This is a genomic window from Streptomyces katrae (assembly GCF_000717655.1).
In the GTDB taxonomy this organism is placed as follows: domain Bacteria; phylum Actinomycetota; class Actinomycetes; order Streptomycetales; family Streptomycetaceae; genus Streptomyces; species Streptomyces katrae_B.
This window is the reverse complement of sequence record NZ_JNZY01000023.1, coordinates 12,329-36,859: the sequence shown is the minus strand read 5'-3', so window position 1 is coordinate 36,859 and position 24,531 is coordinate 12,329. Positions and strand designations below refer to the sequence as shown.

26 protein-coding genes and 1 pseudogene are annotated in these 24,531 nt (G+C 69.9%); 7 read left to right on the top strand and 20 right to left on the bottom strand.

Annotation, left to right across the window (positions count from 1 at the left end; translation table 11 throughout):
• Positions 1-152: 152 nt before the first annotated feature.
• Positions 153-926, top strand: a complete 774-nt coding sequence (locus IF09_RS0125295; protein ID WP_030299423.1) for a glycosyltransferase family 2 protein — start codon at positions 153-155, stop codon at positions 924-926.
• A gap of 125 nt (positions 927-1,051) precedes the next feature.
• On the opposite strand, the gene IF09_RS0125290 is transcribed toward IF09_RS0125295, so the two are convergent.
• From IF09_RS0125290 to IF09_RS0125265, 5 genes are all read right to left on the bottom strand, one after another.
• On the bottom strand, positions 1,052-1,825 hold the full coding sequence (locus tag IF09_RS0125290; protein WP_037635955.1) for a PIG-L deacetylase family protein: 774 nt from the start codon (positions 1,823-1,825) through the stop codon (positions 1,052-1,054).
• A 53-nt stretch (positions 1,826-1,878) separates the two neighbouring features.
• The gene (gene hemC / locus IF09_RS43330; protein WP_051832854.1) at positions 1,879-3,693 is read right to left on the bottom strand and encodes a hydroxymethylbilane synthase; all 1,815 of its coding nucleotides are present in this window, start codon (positions 3,691-3,693) and stop codon (positions 1,879-1,881) included.
• A gap of 56 nt (positions 3,694-3,749) precedes the next feature.
• Positions 3,750-4,061: a GFA family protein gene (locus IF09_RS0125275; RefSeq protein ID WP_267882176.1), complete on the bottom strand. Its 312-nt coding sequence runs from the start codon at positions 4,059-4,061 to the stop codon at positions 3,750-3,752.
• 113 nt (positions 4,062-4,174) lie between these two features.
• Positions 4,175-4,327 (bottom strand): hypothetical protein, encoded by a 153-nt coding sequence (locus IF09_RS45800; RefSeq protein WP_158710040.1) that lies wholly within the window; start codon positions 4,325-4,327, stop codon positions 4,175-4,177.
• Between the two features lie 305 nt (positions 4,328-4,632).
• Positions 4,633-5,070: a GFA family protein gene (locus tag IF09_RS0125265; protein WP_030299418.1), complete on the bottom strand. Its 438-nt coding sequence runs from the start codon at positions 5,068-5,070 to the stop codon at positions 4,633-4,635.
• Between the two features lie 280 nt (positions 5,071-5,350).
• Between IF09_RS0125265 and IF09_RS40580 the strand changes: the two genes are divergently transcribed.
• A complete protein-coding gene (locus tag IF09_RS40580) occupies positions 5,351-5,599 on the top strand; it encodes a hypothetical protein (protein WP_030299417.1) in 249 nt (82 codons plus the stop codon).
• Positions 5,600-6,100: 501 nt separating this feature from the next.
• Positions 6,101-6,457: an STAS domain-containing protein gene (locus IF09_RS45795; RefSeq protein WP_030299413.1), complete on the top strand. Its 357-nt coding sequence runs from the start codon at positions 6,101-6,103 to the stop codon at positions 6,455-6,457.
• A 323-nt stretch (positions 6,458-6,780) separates the two neighbouring features.
• Here the strand turns inward: IF09_RS45795 and IF09_RS44840 are convergent, their stop codons facing one another.
• From IF09_RS44840 to IF09_RS48020, 3 genes are all read right to left on the bottom strand, one after another.
• Positions 6,781-6,975, bottom strand: a complete 195-nt coding sequence (locus IF09_RS44840; RefSeq protein WP_106975131.1) for a hypothetical protein — start codon at positions 6,973-6,975, stop codon at positions 6,781-6,783.
• 94 nt (positions 6,976-7,069) lie between these two features.
• The gene (locus IF09_RS0125240) at positions 7,070-7,477 is read right to left on the bottom strand and encodes an ATP-binding protein (protein ID WP_051832887.1); all 408 of its coding nucleotides are present in this window, start codon (positions 7,475-7,477) and stop codon (positions 7,070-7,072) included.
• Positions 7,478-7,989: 512 nt separating this feature from the next.
• The gene (locus tag IF09_RS48020) at positions 7,990-8,121 is read right to left on the bottom strand and encodes a hypothetical protein (protein ID WP_267882172.1); all 132 of its coding nucleotides are present in this window, start codon (positions 8,119-8,121) and stop codon (positions 7,990-7,992) included.
• Between the two features lie 409 nt (positions 8,122-8,530).
• Between IF09_RS48020 and IF09_RS43320 the strand changes: the two are divergent.
• The 4 genes and pseudogenes from IF09_RS43320 to IF09_RS0125210 all read left to right on the top strand — a co-directional run bounded on the left by IF09_RS43320 (position 8,531) and on the right by IF09_RS0125210 (position 11,087).
• Positions 8,531-8,916 (top strand): annotated as a pseudogene (locus IF09_RS43320) (PRC-barrel domain-containing protein).
• Entirely contained in the window at positions 8,852-9,289 is a 438-nt protein-coding gene (locus IF09_RS48270; RefSeq protein ID WP_324606864.1) for a CsbD family protein, read from the top strand. Before IF09_RS43320 ends, IF09_RS48270 begins: the two are co-directional and overlap by 65 nt.
• Positions 9,290-9,340: 51 nt before the next feature.
• The gene (locus IF09_RS40575) at positions 9,341-10,255 is read left to right on the top strand and encodes a DUF1206 domain-containing protein (RefSeq protein ID WP_030299407.1); all 915 of its coding nucleotides are present in this window, start codon (positions 9,341-9,343) and stop codon (positions 10,253-10,255) included.
• 49 nt (positions 10,256-10,304) lie between these two features.
• Positions 10,305-11,087: a YihY/virulence factor BrkB family protein gene (locus IF09_RS0125210; protein ID WP_037635962.1), complete on the top strand. Its 783-nt coding sequence runs from the start codon at positions 10,305-10,307 to the stop codon at positions 11,085-11,087.
• A 216-nt stretch (positions 11,088-11,303) separates the two neighbouring features.
• Here the strand turns inward: IF09_RS0125210 and IF09_RS45790 are convergent, their stop codons facing one another.
• The 12 genes from IF09_RS45790 to IF09_RS0125160 all read right to left on the bottom strand — a co-directional run bounded on the left by IF09_RS45790 (position 11,304) and on the right by IF09_RS0125160 (position 24,448).
• Positions 11,304-11,729: an STAS domain-containing protein gene (locus IF09_RS45790; RefSeq protein WP_051832853.1), complete on the bottom strand. Its 426-nt coding sequence runs from the start codon at positions 11,727-11,729 to the stop codon at positions 11,304-11,306.
• A gap of 906 nt (positions 11,730-12,635) precedes the next feature.
• Positions 12,636-13,610 carry an L-threonylcarbamoyladenylate synthase gene (locus IF09_RS0125200; protein WP_030299401.1) on the bottom strand — a complete coding sequence of 325 codons (975 nt, stop codon included), beginning with the start codon at positions 13,608-13,610 and terminating at the stop codon, positions 12,636-12,638.
• 422 nt (positions 13,611-14,032) lie between these two features.
• On the bottom strand, positions 14,033-14,440 hold the full coding sequence (locus IF09_RS0125195) for a hypothetical protein (protein WP_030299399.1): 408 nt from the start codon (positions 14,438-14,440) through the stop codon (positions 14,033-14,035).
• Complete coding sequence (locus IF09_RS0125190; RefSeq protein ID WP_030299396.1) at positions 14,437-16,581, bottom strand: integrase; 2,145 nt, start codon at positions 16,579-16,581, stop codon at positions 14,437-14,439. Before IF09_RS0125190 ends, IF09_RS0125195 begins: the two co-directional genes overlap by 4 nt.
• Positions 16,578-16,763 carry a hypothetical protein gene (locus IF09_RS47205; protein WP_234321140.1) on the bottom strand — a complete coding sequence of 62 codons (186 nt, stop codon included), beginning with the start codon at positions 16,761-16,763 and terminating at the stop codon, positions 16,578-16,580. Before IF09_RS47205 ends, IF09_RS0125190 begins: the two co-directional genes overlap by 4 nt.
• Complete coding sequence (locus IF09_RS47200; protein ID WP_234321139.1) at positions 16,760-17,014, bottom strand: hypothetical protein; 255 nt, start codon at positions 17,012-17,014, stop codon at positions 16,760-16,762. The genes IF09_RS47205 and IF09_RS47200 overlap by 4 nt, the downstream gene beginning before the upstream one ends.
• Positions 17,015-17,023: 9 nt before the next feature.
• Positions 17,024-18,310, bottom strand: a complete 1,287-nt coding sequence (locus tag IF09_RS40570; protein WP_234321138.1) for a hypothetical protein — start codon at positions 18,308-18,310, stop codon at positions 17,024-17,026.
• Positions 18,307-19,857, bottom strand: coding sequence for a site-specific integrase (locus IF09_RS0125180; protein ID WP_030299394.1), 1,551 nt, complete (start codon positions 19,855-19,857; stop codon positions 18,307-18,309). The genes IF09_RS40570 and IF09_RS0125180 overlap by 4 nt, the downstream gene beginning before the upstream one ends.
• A 379-nt stretch (positions 19,858-20,236) precedes the next feature.
• A complete protein-coding gene (locus IF09_RS40565) occupies positions 20,237-21,313 on the bottom strand; it encodes a protein-L-isoaspartate O-methyltransferase family protein (RefSeq protein WP_063607424.1) in 1,077 nt (358 codons plus the stop codon).
• 55 nt (positions 21,314-21,368) lie between these two features.
• Entirely contained in the window at positions 21,369-22,280 is a 912-nt protein-coding gene (locus tag IF09_RS0125170) for an NUDIX hydrolase (protein ID WP_030299392.1), read from the bottom strand.
• 9 nt (positions 22,281-22,289) lie between these two features.
• A complete protein-coding gene (locus tag IF09_RS0125165; protein ID WP_234321137.1) occupies positions 22,290-23,603 on the bottom strand; it encodes an MFS transporter in 1,314 nt (437 codons plus the stop codon).
• Positions 23,597-24,448, bottom strand: a complete 852-nt coding sequence (locus tag IF09_RS0125160; RefSeq protein ID WP_030299390.1) for a 5'-3' exonuclease — start codon at positions 24,446-24,448, stop codon at positions 23,597-23,599. Before IF09_RS0125160 ends, IF09_RS0125165 begins: the two co-directional genes overlap by 7 nt.
• Positions 24,449-24,531: the final 83 nt, after the last annotated feature.

Genomic DNA, 24,531 nt, shown 5'->3' with positions numbered 1-24,531 from the left:
GAGCAGGGGATAGTAGCGGGAGATCGCGGCCTCGGAGACGAGGCGGCCCGGGCCGGCCGCTTCGGCCAGGGTCGACAGCCGGTCAGCCGTGCGTAGCCATGGTCGGCGACAACAACATCCCTGACGACTCCAACTGGGTAAGGAGCACCGCCGTGCCCCTGGTTTCTGTGGTGATGCCGGTACACAATTCGGCGGCCACGCTCGGGCCCGCAGTCCGGTTGGTGCTGGCGCAGACCCACCCCGATCTCGAACTGCTGATCACCGACGACGCGTCCTCGGACGACTCGATGGATCTGCTGAGGGAGCTGGCCCGGCAGGACGAGCGGGTCCTGCCAGAGGCAGCGGCCCAGCAGGGCGGCGCGGCCCGGGCCCGCAACCTGGCCATCGCGCGGGCCAGGGGTGACTACATCGCCTTCCTCGACAGCGACGACATGTGGCTTCCGACGAAGCTGGAGAAACAGCTCGCCTTCGCCGCGGCGGCCGGGACGCCCCTCACGTTCACCTCCTACTACAAGATCGATGCCTTGTACGCGGGCGAGGCCGCCGACTTCGTCCCGAACGGGCGTGTGGTGTGGGCGCCGGAGCGCGTGGACTACAGCGCGATGCTGGTCCAGGACCACATCGGCGCCCTGACCGCCATGTACGACCGCAGGGTGGTCGGGACGAGGCTGATGCCCGACATGCCGAAGAGGCAGGACTACGCGCTCTGGTTGTCGATCATGCGAGATGGGACTCCCGCCCGTGCTCTGCGGGAACCATTGGCGGTGTACCGGTCTCAGCGGGCCGGGTCGCTCTCATCGAACAAGCTGTCGCTCGTCCCGTACAACTGGGCCCTGTACCGCCGGCACGAACAGCTCTCGGTGTTCCGGTCGATGCGGGCTCTGGGCGGGGCGGCGTGGCACTCGTTGCGGAAGTCGCGGATCTAGCAACCGTTCACGCGCTTGGGGAGCCGGTGCGCGACCGTTTCCGGATGATGCCTGACCGGGCCGCGACCCGTGGCTGTGCCGCGTGGCGATTCGGTGCGGCGGCAGCCGGCTCCCCGTTGGCTTGGTCAGACGGTCAACACCTTGAGCCTGCTTGGCCCTGGTGAGTGCCCGGCGTCCAAGCGAGTGAAGAACTCCGTCGCCACGATCGCCTCCCGTTCAGGCTTCGGGAGTCGGGCGAGGAGACCCGGGAGGGACCCTTCACGAGCCACTTCGCTGGCGTGCGCCATGATCGCGGCGAGCTTGCGGTCCAGCCAGGGGCGGATATCGACGGCCGCGTGAACCATCTCGTCCGGCACGGTGTGGATGCGCTTTCCGACGGTGGACAGGAGACCGGCCAGGGCGTCGCTCTCCGAGCGAGGGTGCGATGCGCCATATACCGCTCTGGGACGCCAGGAGGGCCCGGCTTGAGGGCAGAGCCCCTCGATGCCAGCGGTGCGCACAGCTTGGAGGACCACTTCGTGGGTGCGGACATGGTCGGGGTGCCCGGACCCGAACGCGTCGTGCGTCACGATCACCTGAGGCCTGAATGCGCGCACGTGTGACACGAGCCGTTCCACCGCTTCTTCCTGGGGAACGTCACAGAGGCGGGGCTGGCCGGGAGCGGAGCCGGGGACGTGGAGGTCGGCGAATCCGAGCATGCGGGGCTTCCCCGCTCCAAGAAGGTGCAGGGCGTCTGCGAGCTCGGCGGCGCGAAGGCTGTCTGGAGCCCAGGTAGCTGTGACGACGGCAGTGCGCGCCCCGGCCGCCGCGTGCTGGGCGAGGACTCCGCCGGCAACGAGCGCCTCATCGTCTGGGTGTGCGAAGACAGCCAGCAGGGACGGTGAGGGGGACGGTGTCATGGGCGGACCCTTCTTGAGACCTGAGGGGGGTGGGTTCGGGCGGGGGTGGTCGATCACGGGGCGACTGCCAGGAGAAGTCCTGCTCCGGCCTCCAGGAGGCGCTGACCGGCTTCTTGGCCGAGTTCGGCGGCGGTGTCGAGGGGGCCGGAGACGGTGGTACGCAGGGAGGGCCCGCCGTTGGGGTCGAGGACGGCTGCCTGCAGGGTGATCTGAAGGGTGGCCGGGTCGAGGATCGCGTGGACGGAAGCGGCGGTCAGACACCCGCCCTTCAGTGTGGCCAGGGTGACGCGTTCGGCATCGAAGAGGGCCCGGGTGGGGGCGTGGGTGAGCGGTGCGAGGAGGTCGCGGGTGCGGATGTCTTCGATGCGGTGCTCGATGACGACGATTCCCGCGCCGGCGGCGGGCATCCACTCGGACGGATCCAGGATCACCGACGCCCGGTCTTCCAAGCCCAGGCGGCGCAGGCCCGCCAGGGCCGCGATCATGGCGTCCGCACCGAGGTCACCTCGATCAAGCCGGTCCAATCGCCGGTCGGCGTTTCCCCGGATCGGAACGGGGACGAGCTGGGGGTACAGGGCGGCGAGGAGGGCTGCCCGGCGGGGAGCGCTGGTGCCGACCCGGGTGCCGGGTGGCAGCTCGGCGAGTGCGACGGCTCGGTGTCCGGCGGGCAGGACGAGAACGTCGCGGACGTCCTCGCGGGGCAGGACTGCGGCCACGGCCATGCCGGGGGCCCGGTCGTGGGGGCCTGGTAGATCCTTGGCGCAGGCGATCGTTGCGTCGACCCGGCCGTCGAGGAGGCACGCGTCGCCGCGGCGGGTGAATGCTCCTTTGCCGCCGATTTGGGACAGGGGCCCGAAGTGGGCATCACCCTCGGAGGTGATCTTCAGGATGTCGAGGGTGAGCTGCGGGTGGCGGGCGCGGAACGCTTCGGCGAATCGGCCGGTCTGCTCCATGGCCATGGGGCTGGGCCGGGTCCCGAGTCGGACAACAGCCTGGGTAGCGGGGGTGGTCACTGGAGGGGTCTCCGATCTGCTCAGGTGCGGGCGAGGGCCGCCTGGAGGGCCTGGCCGGGGGAGAGGTTGCTGGTGTCGATCACCTGGGCGGCGCGCGGCCACGCCTCGGCGGCCCTCGGCGATACGGCGGTGCCGGCGGGCCCGAACGGCTTCGCTGCGCAGCGCGTCCTGCAAGTACTCGCAGCTCGCTCCGATCCGGGCACTGAGGGGCGCAGGATCCGCGTGGAGCACCAGGCGGTGGAAGGCTGTGCCGAGCACGGCGAGAGTGACGTCGGTAAACGCGGACTCGGCGAGGTCCTCCTCGAAACGGCGGCCGGGTTCGGTGTAGGTCCCGGTGGTGCCGGCGCGGCGGCCCGATCCAAGATCGGACTGGATCAGGCCCTTGAGCGCACGGGTCCAATCGGCCTGGCGGGTCCAGAGGCTGCCGTCACCCATGATTGCGACGGCACCCGGAGGCCCGGTCAGCCGGTCGGCCATCGCGAGGACGGCCGGCCTGTCCATCCAGTGGAAGGCCCTGCAACACGTGATCAAGTCCGCCTGGTAGCCGGGCACTAGCGGGTCGAAGCCCTCGGCGGGGACAGGGTGGAAGACCACAGTGCGTTGCCTGAAGTCAGGGCGCAGGAGGTCGAACGCGGTGCGGAGCATGCCCTCGTCCCGGTCCACGTGGTCGAGGTGCGCGCCGGGAGGCAGCAGCGGGAGCAGCGCGTGCGCGACTTGACCGGTCCCGGCGCCGAGTTCGGCCACCGTGGGCTCAGGGATTCGGGTCAGGGCCGTGGCCCGGAGCTGTACCGCGTCCTCGGGCACGCCGGGCCGGTACCGGCTGTGGTCGGCGGCCACCGACTCGAACACGTTCACCGGATCTCCTGGATACGGGGCCGTTTGGTCAGGACGGGGGCGGAGGCTGACGCTCCTCACTGGGCACGTGTGTCTGGGACTTGTGGAAGCCAGGTGACCGCGGTGTCTCGGAAGCTCTGCGTGACCGGTACGAGGTCGGCAGGGTTGCCCAGGGCGGAGAGGGTGATCGCGATGCTGCTCGCCCCGTCGTCCAGGGCGCAGAGCTGACTCCCGCAGGTCCGCCAGAACCCCCTTCGGGAGTCCGGCCACGTGTAGTACCAGGTCGGCTCGCCACCGGCACCGCTCCACGTCAGGCCGTCGAGCGGGAAGGAGACCCAGGACATCATCGGACCACCGGACAGCCGAAGGCAGTCCTTGCAGCTGCAGATTTCCCTGTCAAGTCCTTGTGTTCACGGATTGTGCCTCCTCGGCATGGTGGCGCGCGGTGGTGACTGAGGAAGGGATGGGACGACCACCCAAAGGTCCAGAGGAGCGGTTCCTGTCAGGTCGACTGTGCCTTGTTCACCGGCGTGATGTGGGCCGCTTCGATGAAACTGATGAACCTGCCCGCGTTCCGGTCGCCGAGCATGCTCCCGATGCAGAAGAACATGTGGCGGGCGGCTCTCAATTCATCGCTGATGACCCGATGTTCCACTCACCCAGATTCTTCGCAGCCGCCCGGACTTCTCAAGGTCCTGGAATGTGGTCTCACGCCTTCGTCTCGGCAGGCGTCGACGGCCAGAATTCGTGTAGGAAGTAGCCCAGCGCCTTTTTGGTCCCTCCGGTTCAGCATCCTCTTGGGCTGCCGCACGGCGCTCGCAGCGTTCTCCGTCGGCCTGGCTAAGCGTGTCCCGCTGCGGGCCCCGGCCCGGGAGTTGGCGCCCTACTCGCGGGCGAGAGCGGGGTGCCTGCCGGGGCCATTGATGGCGTGGGTGACGTCGCCGATCAGTGGACGAGCGGTCAACCGGCCGTGCTGTGCCCGGTCTTCGGCACTGGGGGCAACCAGTACACGGCGTTGTCGTGGAAGGACGCGTGGATCGGCACGAGATCCGGTCCGCTGGTGTCGTCGAGGGCGGTGACGTTGATGCCGATCTCCGGGATGTCGCTGTCGATCGCCGCGACGCGACTGCCGCAGGTCGGGCAGAAGCCGCGCTTCGCCTCGCCTTCGAAGGTCTCATACCAGGTCGGCTCGCTCTCTCCGGTCCAGGTGACCGTCTCGAATCCCACCCACCACATCACCGGGGAGCCTCCGAGTTTTTGGCAGTGTCCACATGCACAGGTGTGAGGGAACACTGCCGGCCCCCGGGCGGTGAAGCGGATGCGGCCGCAGAGGCAGCGGCCGGTACGGTCCCCGGCGTCTCCGGCTCCCTGGGCGTCGGCGGCGGGAGTGGCGTTCATCAGGTGATCTCCTGGGGTCGGTAGGTTAGTTGAGTCCACCAATGTGCCACCCCTTCCATGATCGTCAGGACACCATCGGCGGGCCGCGGAGGCGCCGCGGGTCGGGCGACTGAAGTTCAACTGTTCGATATTTAGGGCGCTTTCACAGATGCACGTCACGACACCACTCGGCCCCGCCCCTGGCCCGAGAAGGCCGCCGCCGACATGGCGGACGCGGCCGCTCGACACCTCGGCACGCAAGGGCAAGCACGGCGGACGGCCGCCAGTCATCACCGACGACATGCTCCACACCGTGCTGCGCCGCCGAGCGGGCGGTGAGACGGTCGAGCAGATTCAGCCCGACCTGTTCATCCCCACCGGCCGGCGCAAGGGCAACAACCCGAGTCTGTCCAGCGTCTACCGGGCGCTGGCCGAGCACGAGAAGCGGGCGGCGTATCCGGAAGCCGTCAAAGCGGCGCACGCCGACTTCGTCGCCCTCCGGAGTGCTGGACGCATTCCCGGACAGGCAGAGGGGGTCATGACCTCATGATCTACGGCTCCCACCGCGCAAAGGGCGCCCCCCATGTCGGTGCCCTTCCCTGCCAGGAAGGCCCCTTCGGACGGCGGCCCGACCCGGTCGGCGACACCGCCCGCCATGACGGGCCGGAAGTGCCTGGACCGAGGACGCAGACTCTCCTGTGCCCGTACTGCGCGGCGGGACCATCCGACGGCCAGGCCCGCACTCTCGCCGCGGCCTCCGATCGCCTCACGGTGACCTGGCATGTGCTGTCCTGTCCGCACTACGCGGCCGATCGCGTTCTGGCGGGAGAGGAGGAGCAGGTCCGCCCAATGCCGGTCGTCCGGCAGGCGCCTGACTGCCTCATCCGGGTGGAATCTTTCCTCCTGTCGGGGATCGGTGCTGGTCACATGGGGTGAAAGGGGCGCGTTGCTCGTTTCCCGGCGCCGGGTGGGAGGTGTTGATGGGGATGTGAGTACCTCAAGCACCCTCCCGATACTGTCCGCCACCCTCAGGTCGCCAGCCCCTCCTGCCGTGCACGACTCGGGCGCGGACACCGCGCCCGGCGTCATAGTCGTCCACTCCTGCACCACCCTCGGCGCCACGCTGGTCGTCCACCTCACTGGGGAGATCGACCACTTCAGCGCCGGCCCGCTGCGGGCGCTGCTGGCCTCGGCGGCCGCCGACGGCTACACCGGCCTCGTGCTGGACACCGAGCAGGTCACCTTCGCCGACTCCGGCTTCCTGGCTGTCCTGGACTGGTGGCCCCGGCACGGACGCCGCCTCAGGCTCGCGAACTGCTCCCGGGCCGTGAAACGCCTCCTGCACGCGGCCGCCGCAGCGACACACAAGCAGACTCAGGTCGTCTCACTGACGGCGGCGGCGTCATGACGTTCATACTCCTGACCTGCGCCCCGATGCTCGCGGCGGTCCTCCTGCTGCGCTGGGAACCCCGAGAGCCGCGGCACTGCCGGCCTGCCCGGCCGCCTGGGCGAACACCCCGCAGGAACCTGATCCACTGCCCCCTGGCGCCCCCGTTCCTCGGCGCGATGGCATAACCGCGGACAAGGGTGGGCCCGCGACGGTCGCGGGCCCACCCCCTTGTCCTGCCTCGTCCCCGAATGCGGGAACCTGGCCTCGCCTGCCCCGAGCCGCCCTGGCGTCACCGGCGACGGTAACCAGCAAAAGGGGCGGGCCGGGGTGCAGGCTGCCGGTCAGCCGAAGCTCCGCCTGCGGTCCCCGGCCTGCTGCGGTGGAATGCTGTGCAGCCGGCGGGCAGGACGTCTGCGCGGGCCGGTCCTGCGTGCTGAGGCCTGGGTGGATTGCGTGGGTTCCACCGCCGGGGCGAGCGCGATCGCAGCGATGACCGCCGTCACCGCGACGAGGATGATTCCGATGCTCACGGACATGAGTCCCGCCTTTCGCCTTGACCTTTACACCTTGTGGCTACTCAGCGTTTCCAATATGCGCCGCATTAAACACGGTGAGTGATATTCTGGGTGGTCAGCGGGGCAGGGTCGCGGTGATCGCCTTGCCGCCGGGCCGGGGCTCCACCCTCACGCTGTGGGCCAGTCGTTGGATCATGGGCCAGCCGAAACCGCCGGTTCGGCCGGTGAGGTCGGGGGATCGGTCCTGCGGCTGAGCGGGACTGGGATCCGCCATGATCACCTGGATGCTGCGGCGGTCCGCCCGCAGGGTCATCGCGCTGACCCCGCCCGCATGGCGCACGGCGTTGGTGACGAGTTCGGACACCAGCAGCACCAGGTCCTGCACGGTGGACACGGGCGGAGATGGCCGCAGGTCGAGAAGGAACTCGGCCGCGGCATCGCGGGCCTGCGCGGGCCGCTCGGGCCGCCAGGTGCACTCCAGCAGATGCTCGGCAAGACTGCCGGCCAGTTTTGACTGCTGCATGTCCTTCACCCCGTTCCGAGATCCCGCGCGGTCGATGTCGTTCACCGCGTCTACCCACTCGGTCACACTCCACAGCGATCAGCGACAAAGGCTGCACCGATGGCCCAAGGCCGGCGTGAGGACACCTGTGCAGACTCCCGCCCGGCCTCTCGGTACCGTCGGCGGACGGGCATGATCGCAGTACGGCCCCGCCGCGCAGCGTGGGCAGTGCCGTGACCTGCGAGGGGGCGACCGGGTGGGGATGACATGACGGCAGCACCGGGCACCCCGGCGGGAGCCGAGTCGGGCGATCCCGCCGGACCCGGCCGGCTTTGACCTCTCCTCGGCCTCTCCGGCAGGCATCGCTCCGTCCGTACGTGAGACGGTCGAGTAAATCGTGCAGGCGGTCCGCGACGGCAACGACCCTGCCATCCGCACCCTGCTGACCGGCCTGGCGAAAGTCGCGGACACCACGGCCCCGCTCTATCTGCGTGAGCGGCTGTACGTACCACGGTGAACGAGACGGCCGCGCCCTACGCCCGAAGGAACAGGTCGCCGGTGATCACCGGGCCCCGGGCCGACCAGGTCGCCGGGGCGCGGGGCACTTCGCGGCCCCAGGCGAGCCACTCGCGCTCGACAGCGTCATAGATCGGGGTGTCGGTCATCGCCCAAACCCCTCCGGAGGTCTGGACGATCCGGCCCGCTGCGGAGGCGAAACGGTTTCCTGCTCCATGCGGGTCCAACGACGCGAGGCCTGCCAGCGTGGCGGCTCGTGACCGCTTCGACACCGACCAGCCAAGGCATGCCGGGCCTGGAACACGACGACGGCCCCTACTGCCGGGCGCGGCAGCAGGGGCCGTCACACGGATCCGGCCCTCGATGGTGGGGGCCGGGGGCACGTGTCACTCACTCCAACGCCCGCGCCCGGCACCGGTCACGCCGGGCTCGGCCGTTCAGGTCAGAGCCGGGCCGCACGGCGCGCCGTACGGTCCAGGCTGGTGCGGGCGGGCTTGGCGGGGCAGGCTGGAAAGTGCAACGCCCACCGATACACCGTCGCGGGAAGGGGCGCTCGGGATGATCCAGCTAGCGGACATACGGGAGTGGCGCACCCACGACGTCCTCGACTCGGGCGGCCGCAAGATCGGCGTGCTGGAGGCCATCTACGTCGACACCACCACCGACGAGCCCGCCATGGCCACCGTCCAGGTCGGCTTGCCCACCCGCCACCACCTGGTCTTCGTCCCGCTGAACGGGGTGATCGCGGGACCGGGCTACGTGAAGGTCGACTACGACCGGTCGCTGGTGAAGAAGTCCCCGGCGATCGGCACGGACGACGTCCTGCCCGCCGAGGACGAGGCCGCGGTCTTCGCGCATGCGTCGTGGCCGCGGCGAGAGGTGCCCCAAACGCACGGCGCGCCGCGAGACGGCCGCGGTCGGCAACGACCGCGAAGACGTCGTAGACCAGCGCGGCATCTCCCGCCCGCAGACGACGAGCGCGCGAGATCCCAACCCGGAAGGCGAGCGCCGCAGGGGGCTCAACGCGTTCAAGCACCGACCCGAGCCTCGGTAGGTCGGCAGGTCGATCGCCGGCCAGCCAAACCGCCGGGGGATGCCCCTGGACGGGGCATCCCCCGGCAGAAGAACGAAGGGTGGCGACCCGTGAGTATCGGCAAGAAGATCGCGCACAAGGCCGAGGCGGTCAAGGGCGGCGCCAAGAAGACCGTCGGCCGTGTCACCGGCAGCTGGCACCTGCGGGCCGAAGGCCGTGGTGACCAGGTCAAAGGCAACGCCAAGCAGGCTGGGGCGAAGATCAAGGACGTTTTCAAGCACTGACCACCGCGCCCGCCCTGCCGGCCTCACGGCAGGGCCCTGGAGGTGCCAGGTATGGCCATAAGGAACGGCAGTGCCGCCCAGGCCGGATCCCGGGGGCGGCGTGTGTCCAACAGCCGTGTCATGGAGGTCCTGTCCAGGGTCGGACTCTCCGCGCGGGGTGTGATCTACGTACTGGTGGGGCTGCTGGCCGTGCAGATGGGGTTCGGCGGCGACAGCGGCAAGGAGGCCGACCGGTCCGGTGCGGTGCGGACCATTGGCGAGCAGCCGTTCGGCCGGGTGCTGCTGTGGGCGCTGGTGGTGGGGCTGGCGGCGATGGCGCTGTGGCGGCTGTCCGAGGCCGCTTTCGGACAGGCGGTGACGGGCGGTGACAGGTGGACCCGGCGCTTGGGCTCTGCAGGGCTGGCGGTCTTTTACGCCGTGATCTGTATTGGGGTGGTGCAGACCGCGCTGGTCGGCGGGTCCGCCGGGGGCCGTCCCGGCGATGAGACGTCGAAGGATTACACCGCGAGGGTGCTGACCTGGCCCTTCGGGCGGGTGCTCGTCGGTGTGGTCGGAGCCGTCCTGGTCATCGTCGGCGTGGTGATCGTGGTCCGGAGCCTGATGCGGAAGTTCGAGGAGAATCTCCGGACGGGCGAGATGAGCCCGGCGACGCGGCGGGTCGTCGCGGGGCTGGGCATCGTCGGCGGCGTGGCGACCGGCGTGGTCGCGGCGGTGTCCGGGCTGTTCGTCGTGCTGGCCGCGGTGCGATTCGATCCCGGCGAAGCCAAGGGCATGGACGAGACGCTGCGTTCGTTCGCCGCCACGCCCGCCGGGCCCGTGCTGCTGATCGCCGCGGCGGTGGGCCTCCTGCTGTTCGGCCTCTACTCGTTCTGCGAAGCCCGCTGGCGCAAAGCCCCCGAGCACGGCGCCTCGGCAGAGCAGCCGACCGAGGCCCCGGGCTCGGAGACGCGCCCAAGTGCGCCCTAGGGAGGGCATTTGGTCCGATGCCGTGGGCCGCTTGTCTCCGTTCGGGCGCTTGCGCAGCGCGATCCGCCGCTCGCGGGCCGGGCGCAGGTGGGGGTGGGGCAGCGGTATCGACCTGTCGCAGCGTTCGCTGGGTTTCGCGGCGCTCGGGTTCCTGACACTGGTGCCGCTGCTGATCGTCGTGTCCGCGGCCGATCCGGCGAGCGGTCGGGGGTTCGCGCAGTGGCTGGGAGACGGGCTCGGCGTCTCGGCGGCCGCCAGAGGGGAGATCGAGCGGTTGTTCGCCCTGCCGGGTCAGGCTTGGCGGACCACGACGGCGTTCGGCCTCGCCGTCCTCGCCGTATTCGGTCTGTCGTTCGGGGCGGCGGTGCAGAGCGGCTACGAGAAGATCTGGGATCTGCCCCCGGCCCGGTGGTGGGCCAGGTGGCGGCACGTGCTGTGGCTCGCCGTCCTCATCGGGGTCCTCTTCCTGTCCGCGCTCACACCCCTGTGGCGGGATTCGTCGGTCCGCGGGGTGGTTACGGTGGTCAGCGGCACCCTGTTCTTCTGGTGGTCCCAGCGGCTCCTGCTCGGCGGCGGGGTCGCCTGGGTCACTCTGCTGCCCGGGGCGGTCGCCACCATGCTCGGGCTGCTCGGCCTCAGGCTCTTCTCCCGGCTCGTGTTCTCACCGCTGATCGCATCCAGCGCCGTCGCGTACGGCCCGTTCGGAACCGTCCTGGTCATCCAGTCCTGGCTGGTCGGCGTCGGAGTCGTCGTGTTCGGCGGCGCTTTGGCCGGCCGACTGCTCCACGACGAACTCCCCCGCCTGGCAAGAGCGCTGAAACGGCGAGGGTGAGGCTCCGATCTCCCGCAATCTTCTCCGCTCAGGGTGGTGCGGACCGTTCCGGACTCCGGTCGTCCCACGGGAGCAACGTGTGCCGCCTGACATGTCGTCCGGGAGACAGCCGTGGGAACAGCAACCCGCCTTGGGCACGGCGCCGGTCAGCCGCTGGATCGCTCTGAGCGATCCCGACGGGCCAGGGCTTGGCACGGCTCCGCCCGGGTGTAGTGATCAACACCGCCGAGTCGTGACGTCGACGGCGTGTGCGGCTGTCTGCCTCAAGGCCGGCGTCGGGAGGGACCCCAACTCCAGGAAGACCGGCGGGAAGACGACGTTGCGTGGCGGGGTGCAGCGGAGCTGCAGGTGCTCGCTGGAGGTGAGGGTGAGGAGCCGTGTGGGCTGCCGCTGGAATCCGCTGATGGTCAACGATGCCTGACGCCGCTGGAAGTCGTGCTGGAGGTCGAGCAGCAGGTGCAGTGCGAAGACGTCCATGAAGGGCACACCGACGAGGTCCAGGTGCAAGGGGGCGCCATTGGCTGCCGCGGCGGCAGTGGCCTGGTGGAGGGTCGGGCAGGTGTCCATGTCCAGTTCGCCGGCCACCGTGATGACTGTGCCTTCTGGATCGTGGCTCATGGTGACGCGGATGCCGTCGTTCATGGTTCGCCCCCGTTCAGGGGTCGAGCCCATCACGGTCGCCCGCAGATGCGGGAGAGAAGGCCGCTGAGCGCGTGGCGTAGGGCCGCGCGCAGCCGAGCGAGACCACCCGTACCAGGCCTTGGCCACTGATATGGCCGTAGGGCGGCGCGGGGTCTCCCACCAGACCAGGCTGGTTGTCCCCCTTACAGTCCCAGAAGCCATGGCCGCAGTCCAGACGACGCCCAGCCGTTCCCAGAGCCCGGCCGGGGCGAGTGTGAACCGGCTGGGCTCTGCGTGCGCGTGCGAGTGGTGCCTGCCCCCGTGCGGACCTCCCGCCCGGCCGCTCGGTACCGTCGGCGGGCCGGGCATGATCGCAGCGCGGCCCGCCTGTCGCGCGGGCAGTGACCTGCGACGGGGACGATCCGTTAGGGGATGACATGACGCCAGCGCCAGGCACCCCGCCGGGCGAAACTACCGGCCCTGGTCGGTCCGGCAGGCATCGATCCGGCCGTACGCGAGACGTCTGGCCGACGGCAGTGCACAGCTCGTCGCCTCGCGCGGCCTCGATGCGGCGGTCCCTGCCGCGTCCTGACCGCCCCGGCCGTGGCTGCCCCTACGTGATGTGCCCCGGTCGCAGGAGACCCGTACATGTGCAGGGGGGCGCCCACCGGGTTCACCGCTCGATCACCCCCGAAGGGCGCCACCCGATGGCTCACCGAGCCGACCACGCCCCCAGCACCGCGCCCCGCGCCGACCTGGCGCAGGGCGCGGGCTGCGAGGTGTGCCCGGGAGGGGGAACCGGTCGTCACCGACCACGAGCGCATGAGCTGTTTCCAGCCTGCCAGCAGGCGGAAGCTCAGCCGAATCCGCCCTGAATCCGCCGGGTCCCCGCACCCGGGAGCAGTAAGGGCAGGGCGTCGGCGCCGGTCACACGGTGGTCCGGGGCCCCGCGGCGCGGCGGAGCCGGTTGGCGATCGCCAGCCCCAGCCCCTCCTCCACCGGCAAAGAGGCGACGATGAGGTCGCACCCCCGCTGGTCGAGGTCGCGCAGGAACCCGTACAGCCCGCGAGCATAGGCGGCCATCGAACCGGGGACCGCCACGACCGCGTGCGCCTTCACCTCAGCGCCAGTGAATGCGGTAGGAAGAAAGACGCCGACCCGGTGCCCCAGCTCCTGCGCCAACTCCGCCTCGGCGACGACCTTCTCCGGCTCGACCAGGACGACCCGAGCACGCGGCGCGTAGTGCGACGGATGCTGGCCCGGCACCCGGATGCGGCTGGTCGCAGGGACCGCGAGCGGGCACCCCAGCACTGCTTCGAGGTCCTCGCGCGTCACGCCGCCGGGCCGCAGGATGGTCGGGATCTCGCCCGTGACGTCGACGATGGTCGACTCGACACCGACCTCACAGGGGCCGCCGTCCAGCACGAAGTCGACGCCATCGCCGAGCTCGGCACGGACGTCGTCCGCGGTCGTGGGGCTCACCGAGCCGAAGCGGTTTGCGGACGGGGCCGTGACACCACCACCGAAGGCCGACAGCAGCGCGAGTGCGACGGGGTGGTCGGGCACGCGCACGGCCACCGTCTCCAAGCCTCCAGTCGCTTCCAAAGGCACCCGCTGGCCACGCCGCAGGACCAGCGTGAGCGGCCCCGGCCAGAAACGTTCGGCCAGCAGACGGGCCGTCGCGGGTACCTCCTGGACCCAGTCGTCCAGGTGCTCCGCGCCGCCGATGTGGACGATCAGCGGGTGCGAGGGCGGGCGTCCCTTGACCTGGAAGATGCGCGAGACGGCGGCGGGGTCCTCCGCGTTGGCGCCCAGACCGTAAACAGTCTCGGTCGGGAGAGCCACCAGACCGCCGGCGCGCAGCACACCGGCCGCTTTCTCGATGTCACTGGTTCTTGCCATCACCCTCGCAATCCTAAGTGCGTCAGGGACCGGCGACGGCCTTGATCAATCTCAGCACCAACCACGGTTCCATTGATTCCCGGAGCTGTTCGCCTTCCCAAGATCACCCACGACCACGGCAACGATCGCCTCACGGCGACCCCCACGGTGAGCTGCACCGCCTTCATCAACGCCGACGGCTACCTCGAATGCGATCTCGCACCAGGAGACTGTGTCGTGTTCGATGGAGCGCTCACGCCGCACGGCCGGACGCCGCTGGGCGCCGGAGAGAGCGTCATCCTCGTCCTCTTCGGCTTCCGCGCACGCGATCATGCTCCGCGTACGCTCGCCGACCTCCCAGGTCCCGCTCCACGAACGCCAACCACCCCTCGTGTGCCGTCAGTGCATCCGACGACTTGCGGATATGAGACCAGAAACCGGCACTAATCACCGGACGGGCGGAGCGGGATGACGTTGTCGGGCACGGGATGGTCCTGGTTGTCGGGTCTCCGGAGGATGAGGACGGCGGCGGCTAGTGCCATCTGCTCCGCTCGATGCCGGGACTTGGCCTCGGCATCCCGGGAGTCCTTGAGAGCTTCCTTCAAACGGACCACCTCTTTGCGAAGCCGCTTTTCGACTTCCGGCGTCTGGTGCGTTTCCGAACGCACCCGCGCGTAGAACTCCTCCTTGAGGTCGGCGTGGAGCTTTTGCAGAGCCATGCGGTGGACACCGGCCTCTGCGGCGAGCGCGACCGCTGTGAGGCTGCCGTTGGAGCAGGTGGGCTGGCCGGCCAGGAGGCGGTCTATGGCCGCGCGGATGCGGGAGCGTTCGTCCTCGTGCTGCTGGTTCATGCGATGGCCTCCTCGACGGCCTGGGCGGCGGAGTCGTGCGCGTCGGCGAGAGCACGGAAGCGGTTGGCAGTCAGGTGAAACCGGTCGCCCAAGGGCTGGGGCACGAGGGCTGCCTTTGCGTCGAGTCGATCAGCGTGCTCGCGTGCCGCCTGCGCGTGACTGTCGGTGCGGACCGCGTTGCCGCAGCCGAGCTGGCAGGCGAACTGGTTGGGTGCCGTCGCCCCGGGGTCCGGGTCGCACAGGGCGGTGTCGCGCTTGAAGGCGCAGATGAGGAACGCGTCCGGGTTGTCGAAGAGTACGAGGCCATCGCGCGCGAGGAACTTGGCGGCGGCCTTCGGGGTGGTTAGGGCACCTTCGAAGGCGGGGATCGAGGTTGCCCCGACGACAGCCCGCCGAGCAGCGGGCCCGGATATCCTCTCGCCGGCCGCAGCAGCGTCGCGAAGCCGCGCTGCGGTCTGCGCCGCGGCCAGAGCAGTCTCGACGTCGAGCTCCCCGTGGAATCCCCGACGGGCGCGACTGCCGTAGCCGGTGGACGTGCGGGTGTCCAGGGCGGTGCGCATGTGTCCGTACTGGATGGCGAGCGCCACCAGGCCGCCGGGCCGGCGGGCGATGTGCCAAGCCAGGGTGCGGCGCAGACGGCTCAGTCCAAGGTTGCCGTGCGGGTCCGGCGGCACCTGTTGGGCGGGCAGGCCCTGGGCGATGGCCTCCTGGTTGATCCACGAGACGAGGGCCTCGACGCGCCGACCCAGACTGCTGCGCTTCAGCGCACCGTGGTGCTTGCGCTGGCTGACGACGTCGTGATGGTTGGAGCTGAACAACAGCTCGCCCTCGGGGACGATCCGCTCCAGCACCCGGATGGCGTTCACCACCGGCGTGATCGCGACCCACGGGACTGCGCGCTCTTCCCCACCGGAGACGTGGTGGCCGTCGGAGTCGCGGACGTTCTTGTAGTGGTGGGATCGGATCAGATGCCGCGGCATGGAGCCGTCCTCGTTGGGTTCCGGATCGGGGCAGCACCCGGACCGCAGCGACTGGGCCTCCTGGGGACGCATTCCGGTGAGATACAGGATCACGATTGCGGCCGCCGTGGCCAGGTGCCGCACCAGGATCGGCGTCTCCTCACAGTCCATGAACTCGCGCCAGGGCCGCCCCTCGATCCGGCCCGTCACCGGCACCTGCATCGGGCTGGGGCCAGGCCGCCGGGCGGCGAGCGCACGGAGCCCGCGCCGAGTAGCGAAGTCGTGGACCTGGTTCCAGCTGGCTCCTGTGACCGCTGCGACGTAGTGATGGGCCAGGGTAATGCCGTGCTTTCGGCTTACGGTGGCGGGCAGGAGAGCTCCGGAATCGACCAGCGGCTGAAGGTAGTTTTTGACGGCCGCCAGACCCCCTCGGGTGCTCGGGGTGGCCGTCACGCGGGCGTGCATGCGGCGGCGCTCGGCCCAGGCGGCCAGGATGTCGTCGGAGAAGTCCTCGACCATGCGGATCGACCAGGTCAGCAAGGGACCGATCACAGTCGGATCCAGCGGCTCGGTCTTGTTCTCCCCGCCCGCCTCTCCCGTCTCGGCCGGCAGGTAGTCGTCGATGCCCTCGCTCTCCCAGGGCGGCTGCGTAACGCCGCAGGGGCTGACGGACAGCTGGTCGAAGGCCCACAGGTCCGAGAGCCAGTTAAGAACCGTCTGGGCATGAACGCGCGTGCAGCCGCTGCTGGCGATCTTGGCGGCGTACGCCTTCCAGTGCTCCATGGTGCAGTGACTGACCTGGGACACATCTTGCCGGTCGAGCCAGCGCGCGAACTTCAGCCACTGCAGGATGTTGTCGCGCATGCTGAGCACGCCGTCGCGTGTCCGGTTCTGAAAGCCCCGTTCCCGTATGTAGGTGGGTCGTAGTTCGCCGTTGATCAGGACCCAGACGATGCGCCGGAACTCGCTCCGTAGGGTGGCGGGGCACCTCCGCAGGTTGATCTTGTGAATGCTGTCCCCGGGGTTGTCGGTCAGCGGTCCCATCGACCAGACGTCGTCGCTGTACCGGGAGTTGGCGTGGGAGTTGCCGGCGCTGATCCACCGGTCCAGCACCACCGGGCTGGCCGGCACCGGCAGGGGAAGGATGTAGGGATCGGCCTCGAGGGTCAGAGCTGTCGTCACGGGGCGAGGTCTCCCTTGAGCAGATGGTCGATGATCATTTGGTCGCGGTCGGTGATCCGGGCCAGAGCGGCGTCCCAGGTGCCCTCGTTGACCTTGGTCCGCAGGTCATCGAGTCGCTGGAGGTGTTCGTCCCATCGCTTGCGCCAGAGTTTCTCCGGCCAGCCGGAGCGGAGCGAAATCAACTGGCGGCGCGGAGCGCGAGGCGCGGGTGGTGGCCGGTGTGGACCCGGGAGTTCTCGCAGGACAGGCAGAGCAGGAAGTCGGCTCCGCAGCCGCCGCTCGGGTCCGGCCAGGGGCTGGTCTCCTCGTCCGCGCAGTCCGCGGTCGCGGTCTCCTGGTGGGCCGCGTCGCCCACGTCCGTGAGCCGCCCCTTGAAGGTGTAGTCGCGGGCCTGTTCGAGGGCTTCCTCGGCGCCGGCCGCGATCACGGCCACGGCGGCTTGCTAGACGTTCTCGTCGGGCAGGACGTAGACGCTCTCGTGGGTGCCACGTTTGTGCTGCAGCGGCTTGCCCGTGGTGGTGACGGTGGTCCTGCGGGCGCGTTGGAAGGGCGAACCGATCTCGTGAGTTCTCGCCCATACTCGTGCATCGGCCTTGGACACCCCGAAGCACAGCGCGCCGACGTTCCGGGGCCGGTCCAGATTGGAGTCCACGTCCGTACGGCGCCGGTTGCGGGCGACCATCAGCAGGTCGTGGCCGGGTGACAGGGAGGCGGCCAGGGCTCGCCCGTGCTGCGTGGCTTCAAGGGCCTGGGTGATGAGCCGGCCGGGCGAGTCCGCGCCGGAGTCGGTGTAGTTCTCCGTGTCGAACCAGCGCCCCTCTCCCGAGCGGCGCTTCTCCACCAGGACCTCGTAGGTGACCGTGGCGGTCTCTCCTGCGGACGGGGTGATGACGGGCACGTGCAGACGGTCGTAGACGGACAGATTCCAGCCGTAGCGGTCCGTCATCATCACGGCCAGGGCCGTAAGTTCCGCCCGGCTCAGGAACAGTCGACCGGTCGTCTTCCCGCGCTTCTTTCCGTGTAGCAGCCTTTCGGCTCGGGTGTAGACCTTCCCGTCCTTGTCCGGATATCCGGGCAACTCGCCCGTGGCGGCGATGTGCTCGAGGGCCGCCCCGATCCTCCAGTCACGGCTGGCCGGGTCCAGTGCACCCGCCCAGTAGCGGGCCAGCAGCGTGGTGTTCTCCCGGATCCGCAGCAGCGCGGTACGGAACTGCCGTTCGGCGACCAGCAGCACCTGGTCGCGCTCCGACGGCCGGTAGGACTGCATGGACGGCTTGCCCTTCTTCGGAACGGGACGGGCCAGTTCCTCCGCAGCCAGGCCCTGCGCCAGCCGCGGCTCGCGTTTCAGCAACGTACGCATCTTGGCCAGAGACTCGCGCCCGCCGGGGGTGTCCTTGTGGTTGTTGCGCCAGAGCCGGAGCGTGGCGGAGGTGAGGTCGCCCAGGTCCTCGGCCGGCTGGCCCTGGTCCTTGAGGAACCGGGCGAAGACCTCGATGGATCGCCAATATGACTCACCGCTCGCGTGGCTGTTCCACCCCATGGACTGCTCGGCGAACGCTCGCGCAAGGGAGCAGCGCATCGGCTGGGGCACGCCGATCGCGGCGAAGTCGAAGACGCGCTCGAAGCCTTCCTTGTTCAGCACCGTGACCTGCAGTCCGTCGGCGGCTATCCGCTCTGTTGCTTGGAAGTCCGGCGGCGGCAGGACGGCTTTGCGTCCCCGCCCGCTCACGATGCCGCCGCGACGGGCAGGGCGTCGACCAGCAGCTCGATGTCCTGGATCCCGGAGGTTTCCCGGGCCAACTGGGCGAACAGGCCGTTCAGATCCTTCGTCTCATCCGTCTCGCCGTGCTCGTCCTCAGTGTCGAAGGCGAGGATCGACTCCAGCTGCAGATGCATGACCGGGCTGAGGTAGTGCTCCTTCGTCGTCTCGACGTCCCGGTGCCCCAACAAGGTCTTCACCAGCCACCACGGATCCCCGTAGAGCTGAGCGAAGTCGCGCCGGTCCGCGGCGGTCAGCCCGTACTTCTTGTCCATGACCTCGTTCAGCACGATCAGCATGTAGAGCGCCATGGAGTGGCGCGCGGCATGCGGGGTCGCGTACGGGACCTTCCCCCGTACCGCAGCCGACCTCAGCGGGCGCGGGATCTCCCGCTCCTCCGGCGTCAGCAGAGCCTCCTCGCACCGCTGGTTGGCCTGCCAGAACACCGTGTTCCATCGATCCGGAAGCATCGGCATGCCCTGCTCGGTCAACCACAGCCACGCCGGCTCCGGACCGTGCGACCCCTCGACGAACAGCCACTGCCGCTCGCGCCAATCCATCAGGCTCAACTCCCGCCGGCCTGCCACTCCGTCCTGGTCCACCCAGTGCACGACCGGAGCCCGGCCGTGCGTCACGTTCGTGACCAGCCTCATCAGCGACAGCTTCTCGTAACGGCCCTCCTGCTGGGCACGCTGGATAGCCCACGTCCGCTCGGACTCGCTGTAGGCACCGGGCTGGCGCACCGACTCGACCGAGGTGTAGTACGTGCGGTCACGCTTCGACCGCGACAGCGCTCTGGCCACCTGGCCATGGCAGTAACGTCCAGACCGAAGGCGCCGGGTCGGCACCTCGAACGTCAGCATCGCCCCGGCTTCCTGCCGCCGCAGGCCCGAGCTAAGCCCCAGCCCAACGAACGAGGTGTTCCGCAGTTCGGTTCGCCCGTCCCAACCGGGCAACGGTGCCCCATCGCGGCCAAGTCCTCGCAGCCCCAGGTGCTGCCACAGACCCCAGGTCCGCGGCGTCAGCCACGACACCCGAGAGCTACGCGCACTTGCCTCACGGTCCGCGCGACGCCCCACGTCCAACGGGAGAGGACTCACCTTCGCCCATTTGTAGAGCTGGGTCAGAGCAGCAGCCTCACGGTTCCACTTCGCACCGCCGACTCGCTGCGGATTCAACGGCGAATCGACGCGGAATTCCTTGTACGCCCGCAAGTCCGCCTCGGTCGCCGCCCGCCAGTGAACGCCCCGCCGCCAAAGCCACGACAGCAGCAGACGGATATCCGTCGCGTAATTCCGACGTGATTCTCTCTCCAGGTCGCGGAAATCGGGCGAGAGAGCGAACTGCAGCAACTCTGCGTCCACGACGTAATCAGGCCGTACAAATACCGGGTCGCCCGCCCGAAGTCCCACCGCCTCCAAGGCGCCGGGCAGGTCGCGGACCCCCAGCACCCCCTCCTCCGGCAGCGGTCCCCACCGCTCCGGATCCGGCACGAACACCAGCCACCACTCGTCCATCCGCCACCCCTGTGAGTCCCTTGAACTCACTCAATCATCAGGGAAACAGGTATGGGGAAAATCGGCTTCGCCGGTCACCGTGAACTCGATGGCCCGGCACACGCAGCGGCCAGGGCGGGGCGTGGAAGAGGGGGTCGTCATGTGAGGGTCTCCTGGGGAGAGTGGATGGCGCTCTCGCGGGACTTCGCCTTTGGGAGCGTTGTCGGCGCGGGAGAGGCAGCAAGCGGCCAGGACAGCTGCGCCGCTTCCGGGCCGGCGCCGATCGTCTGCGCACCATCGGGGTTGAAGTGGATCCGGTAGAAGTCGGGGCATCCGGCGGCTCGCCAGCGGGTGGCGGTGTTCTGGATCTCGGACCAGATGTCCCGTGGTCCGCAGTTCGTCACCGTCCATGCCCCGCCTGTGGCGGGCTCGGCGGACATCCAGGATCTGCAGGCCGGTGCTCCGATGACGAGCTGGTCATCGGCGGCGCCGCGACGGACCGCCCCGGGATGCAGGGCGTCGTACATGATCCAGAAGCCCGACGCGGTGCTCGGCGGAGGTGCTGGCCTGCTGTGGGTGCGGGGGCGTTCTCGGCAGCGTCGATCTGGTCCCGGAACGGCTTGGAGAGGTAGAGGCGGGGCAGGCCGTGGCCGGCCCGGTGACCGTAGCGCGCCGGCCGCAGTTCTCCGGTCGTCGCGCCGGTAGCAGTCTTGGTGATGACCGCGAGAGCGGGCCAGGACGGGGACCCGGACGTGATGTGGGCCAGAACCAGACCGCCGGGTGCGAGTTGCTCGAGCCACGGCAGGGGCACGCTCGGGACCGCATACGAGGCGAGGATCCGGTCGAACGGTGCCAGGTCCGGCCAGCCGTCCTCGCCTTGGCCCGTGACCAGCGTCGGAAACAGCCCGAGCCGGGCCAGGTGCACGCGGGCCGCCTCGGTGACGTGGATGCTGCTGTCGAGTGAGACGACGTTGTGCCCTCCGCAGATCCTGGCGCCGATCGCGCATGTGACTGCGGCGCCGGTGCCGACGTCCAGCATCCGCAGGCCAGACCGAAGATCGAGCTCCTCCATCACACCGGCGGTCATCGTCATGCCGCTCGACAGCGACGTGATCTCGCCGCCCTTGCGCCGGCTCCCCGGCTCGCGGCCCAGCATCGGTTCGCCGTCGTGCTGGATCAGCACGCTCTCCCCGCAGTAGAGGATGTCGAGGAGCTCCTGCCGGTCCGCGGGCTGCGCCCAGTCCAGCAGCGTCCACTGGGGCGGGGTCATGTCGTCCTCGGTACGCCGTACGTAGCGCTGCGGCATGAGGACTTCCCGGGGGATGGCCAGCAGGGCCTCTCGCACGGCTCCCCGGTGCAGGGCGCCTTCCTCTTCCAGGCGGTCCACCATCGCGGCCCGCGCCGCTGCCGGATCCGGGCCCGCGCTCTGGCGGGGCACGGCTGCCGTGCGGCCGCTGGAGAGGGAGTGGTCGGGCATGGGCAGCTCCTTGGCATCGGGGGACGGTACGTGGCGGGGCGGCAGGTCTACGGAGTCAGGTCCAGCCGAGCTCGGAGTAGGCGACGCCGCGGCCGATCGCCTCGATCGCGTTCCGGGTGTAGGCGACGATCGGCTCGGGAAGCGCAGTCGGATCGACCCAAACCCATTCGAGGCACTTGTCCGGCTCCCGCACCTCGGGGGTTCCGCTCCACGTGCGGGCACGGAAGAAGAGGCCTAGCCGGGGCTGCCCGTCACCGCCCTCGTCGAGCATGTGCACCGTGTGCACCAGCTCAAGGTCCTCCGGGGCGATCACAAGACCTGCCTCCTCCTCGGCCTCCCGGATCAACCCGGCCACCGCGTTCTCGGTCTCCAGATGGCCGGCGAGGGCGTGGAACTGGTTCCCGGCAAAGGCGACATCGGGGTGACGCCGGCCGAGCAGGATCCGGCCATCTTCACGTTCCAGGTAGAGGTGGACGCCGATCACGTTCAGCCGGGCCCGACTGCCCCCGACCCGCGCGGGCGGGCTCGGCGACCGGGGCGCCGGGACGGGGGCGGTCGTCTGGTGCAGGGCGATGACCTCGGCTGTCCACGGGCACATGGTCAGCCAGGCCGTTGTCTTGGCGTCGAACCAGCGGAACATGATCCCCTCAGGGCACGGCAGCGTGCTGTCGTCGCCGTCCCAGGCGCCGACGTACACCTGGATCTGGCCCTTGTCGCCGGTGGGACCGTGGGCGTCGACGATGGTGAGGGGCAAAAGCGGTACCCTCAGGCCCGTTTCTTCCAACAGTTCGCGCTCGATGGCCTGGCGGCAGCTCTCCTCGCCCTCGCGGTCACCACCCGGGATCGACCACGTACCCGGGTCACAGATGTACGGCTTGTTGGCGTCCCGCAGATGCAGCAGGTACTGACCGGCGGTGTTGACCAGAAGTGCTGCGGTGCCGCGCGGCTCGGTGGACAGGCTCGCCATGTGGACTCCTCAGGATCGGTGGTTGGTGACGCCGGTGGGCGCCGTGGACGCGGGGACGGGCATGGAGGTGAGGCGGTAGACCGGGGAGCGCCACAGGACAAATGCGGGCACGACGAGGACGAGAGCCCCGACCAGCAGGACCGTCCACACGTTCGTGGCGGCCGCCAGGGCGCCGGCGCTCAGGGCGGCGAAGGGGCGGCTGCCGGAGACGAGCCAGGTCGAGGTCTGCTGGGCGCGGGCCTGCAGTTCGGGCGGACAAATCTGCTGTCTTAGGGACCGCTGGGTGGTCCCGGCGCAAGCAGCCGCCGCGAACTGGAGAGCGCCCGCCACCGCGAGGACCAGCAGCCAGAGCGGGCCGGGCCCGGCGAAGAGCAGCGGCAGGCTCATCAGCGGGTACATCGCGAAACCGGTGACCAAGACCGGTCCAGGCCCGAAGAGGCCGACCATCCGCGGCGCGGCCAGCGCCCCGGCCAGGCATCCGGCGCCGGATACCCCCAAGATCACGCCGAGCCCCGTCGTACCGGTTCGCACCGTGGTCAATAGGTGAAAGGCCCAGAAGGTAGAAGTCAGTGCCGACCCGAAGCCCGTCCCCGCCAGGCAGAGCACGAGCGGCCTGACGAGCGGTGTTCGGGCCACGTACACCAGGCCCTCCCAGACCTCCGCGACCATCTTCCGTCGGACCTTGGGGGATACCGGAGCGGACGCCGTGCGGATCCTGCTCGCGCACCAGGCCGAGACCAGGTAGGAGACGGTGTCCAGGGCCATGGCCCGGCCGGCGCCCACCACGGCCACCACGGCGGTCCCCAGGTAGGTGCCGGCCGTGTCGGCGGCGCCGAACGCCGCCCCGATCCGCGAGTTGGCCTGTTGGAGCAGACCCGGTTCGACGAGCTGCGGGACGATGGAGATGGCGGCCGCCTGGTGCAGGACCGTCACGGCCCCCAGCACCAGCGCCACGCCGTACAGCACCGGCATGGACAGGGTCCCGAGGACTGCGGTGGCCGGGATCACTGCTACCACGGCGGCCGCCACAAGGTCTGTTGCGACCAGCACCGTCTTCTTGTCGTGCCGGTCGATGAGTGCTCCGGCTGGCAGCGCCAGCACGAACGCCGGAACCTGGAGCAGGAAGAACAGGAGCGCGATCTGCCCCGGAGTGGCCTTGAGGTGGAGGACCGCGAGCGAGGGCAGCGCCACCGCGTGCACGGCCGTCCCGATCAAGCTCGCGCTCTCACCGCTCAGGTATGCGGTGAAGGACCGGTGGCCACGCAGCGACGCCTCGGCGTCCGACGTGGAGGCGGCGGCCGAAGTGGCGGGCAGGTTCACCACAGGCCGGCCGCCTTCATCAGGACTGCGGCAGGGGTCAGTTCGGGCGTGACCGCCCCGGCGACGATGCCCTGCGGGATGGGTAGGCCGCAGTTCAGACGCAGGAGGGACCGCTCGCGCAGAACGTCGCCCCAGGGCTCCCGAATGAGGCCCAGGGGCTCCGCGAGTCGGCCCGGCGCGGTGGCGGGGAGGTGTTCGAGCCGACGGCCGCCGGCCAGGAGCCGGGCGGCGGTCACGGGCCCGACGCCCCCCACACCGGCGAGGTTGTCCGAGGGGTCCCCGGTCAGGGAGCGGAAGTCGGCCCACTGCGCCGGCGTCATCCCGTACCGGTCGGGAAGGCTGCGGGCGGTGACGAACTGGCGGCCGGGAGGGGCCTGCAAGTTGAGGATTCGGACCCCGTCGGCGGACAGCAGGCTGTAGAAGTCGCGGTCCCCTGAAAGCACCACCACGGCACGACCGTCAGCGGCCGTACGCGTGGCGATCGTGGTCAGCACATCGTCACCCTCGGCGCCGGGCCGCTCCAGCCACCGCACCCCGCCCTGGTCGAGCATCTCCTTCAGCGGAGCCAGAGCCTGGATCGGGCTGGGGTCGGCCGCCGCCCGGTTCGCCTTGTAGCCGCCATCGGTCTGCGCCCGGTCGGCGGCGCCGCCCTCGGCGTCGAAGACGACCAGGACCTCATGGCCGGTGCAGTGCTCGCGGTGCGCCTTACGCAGGAGCGCCACGAACCCGAACGCACCGGTCACATCGGTGCCGTCCAGGGAATGGAAGCCCTTGGGGAACCCGAAGTGCGCGCGGTAGAGGAGGTGGTGGCCGTCGACGAAAATCAGCGGCACCGTGGCAGAGGGCATGGTGGGTCCTCCCGGCATCCCGGGCGCCTGCGGCCGCGACGCCCGGACACCCCGGAGCGGAGAACACACCAGGCTATCGGTCT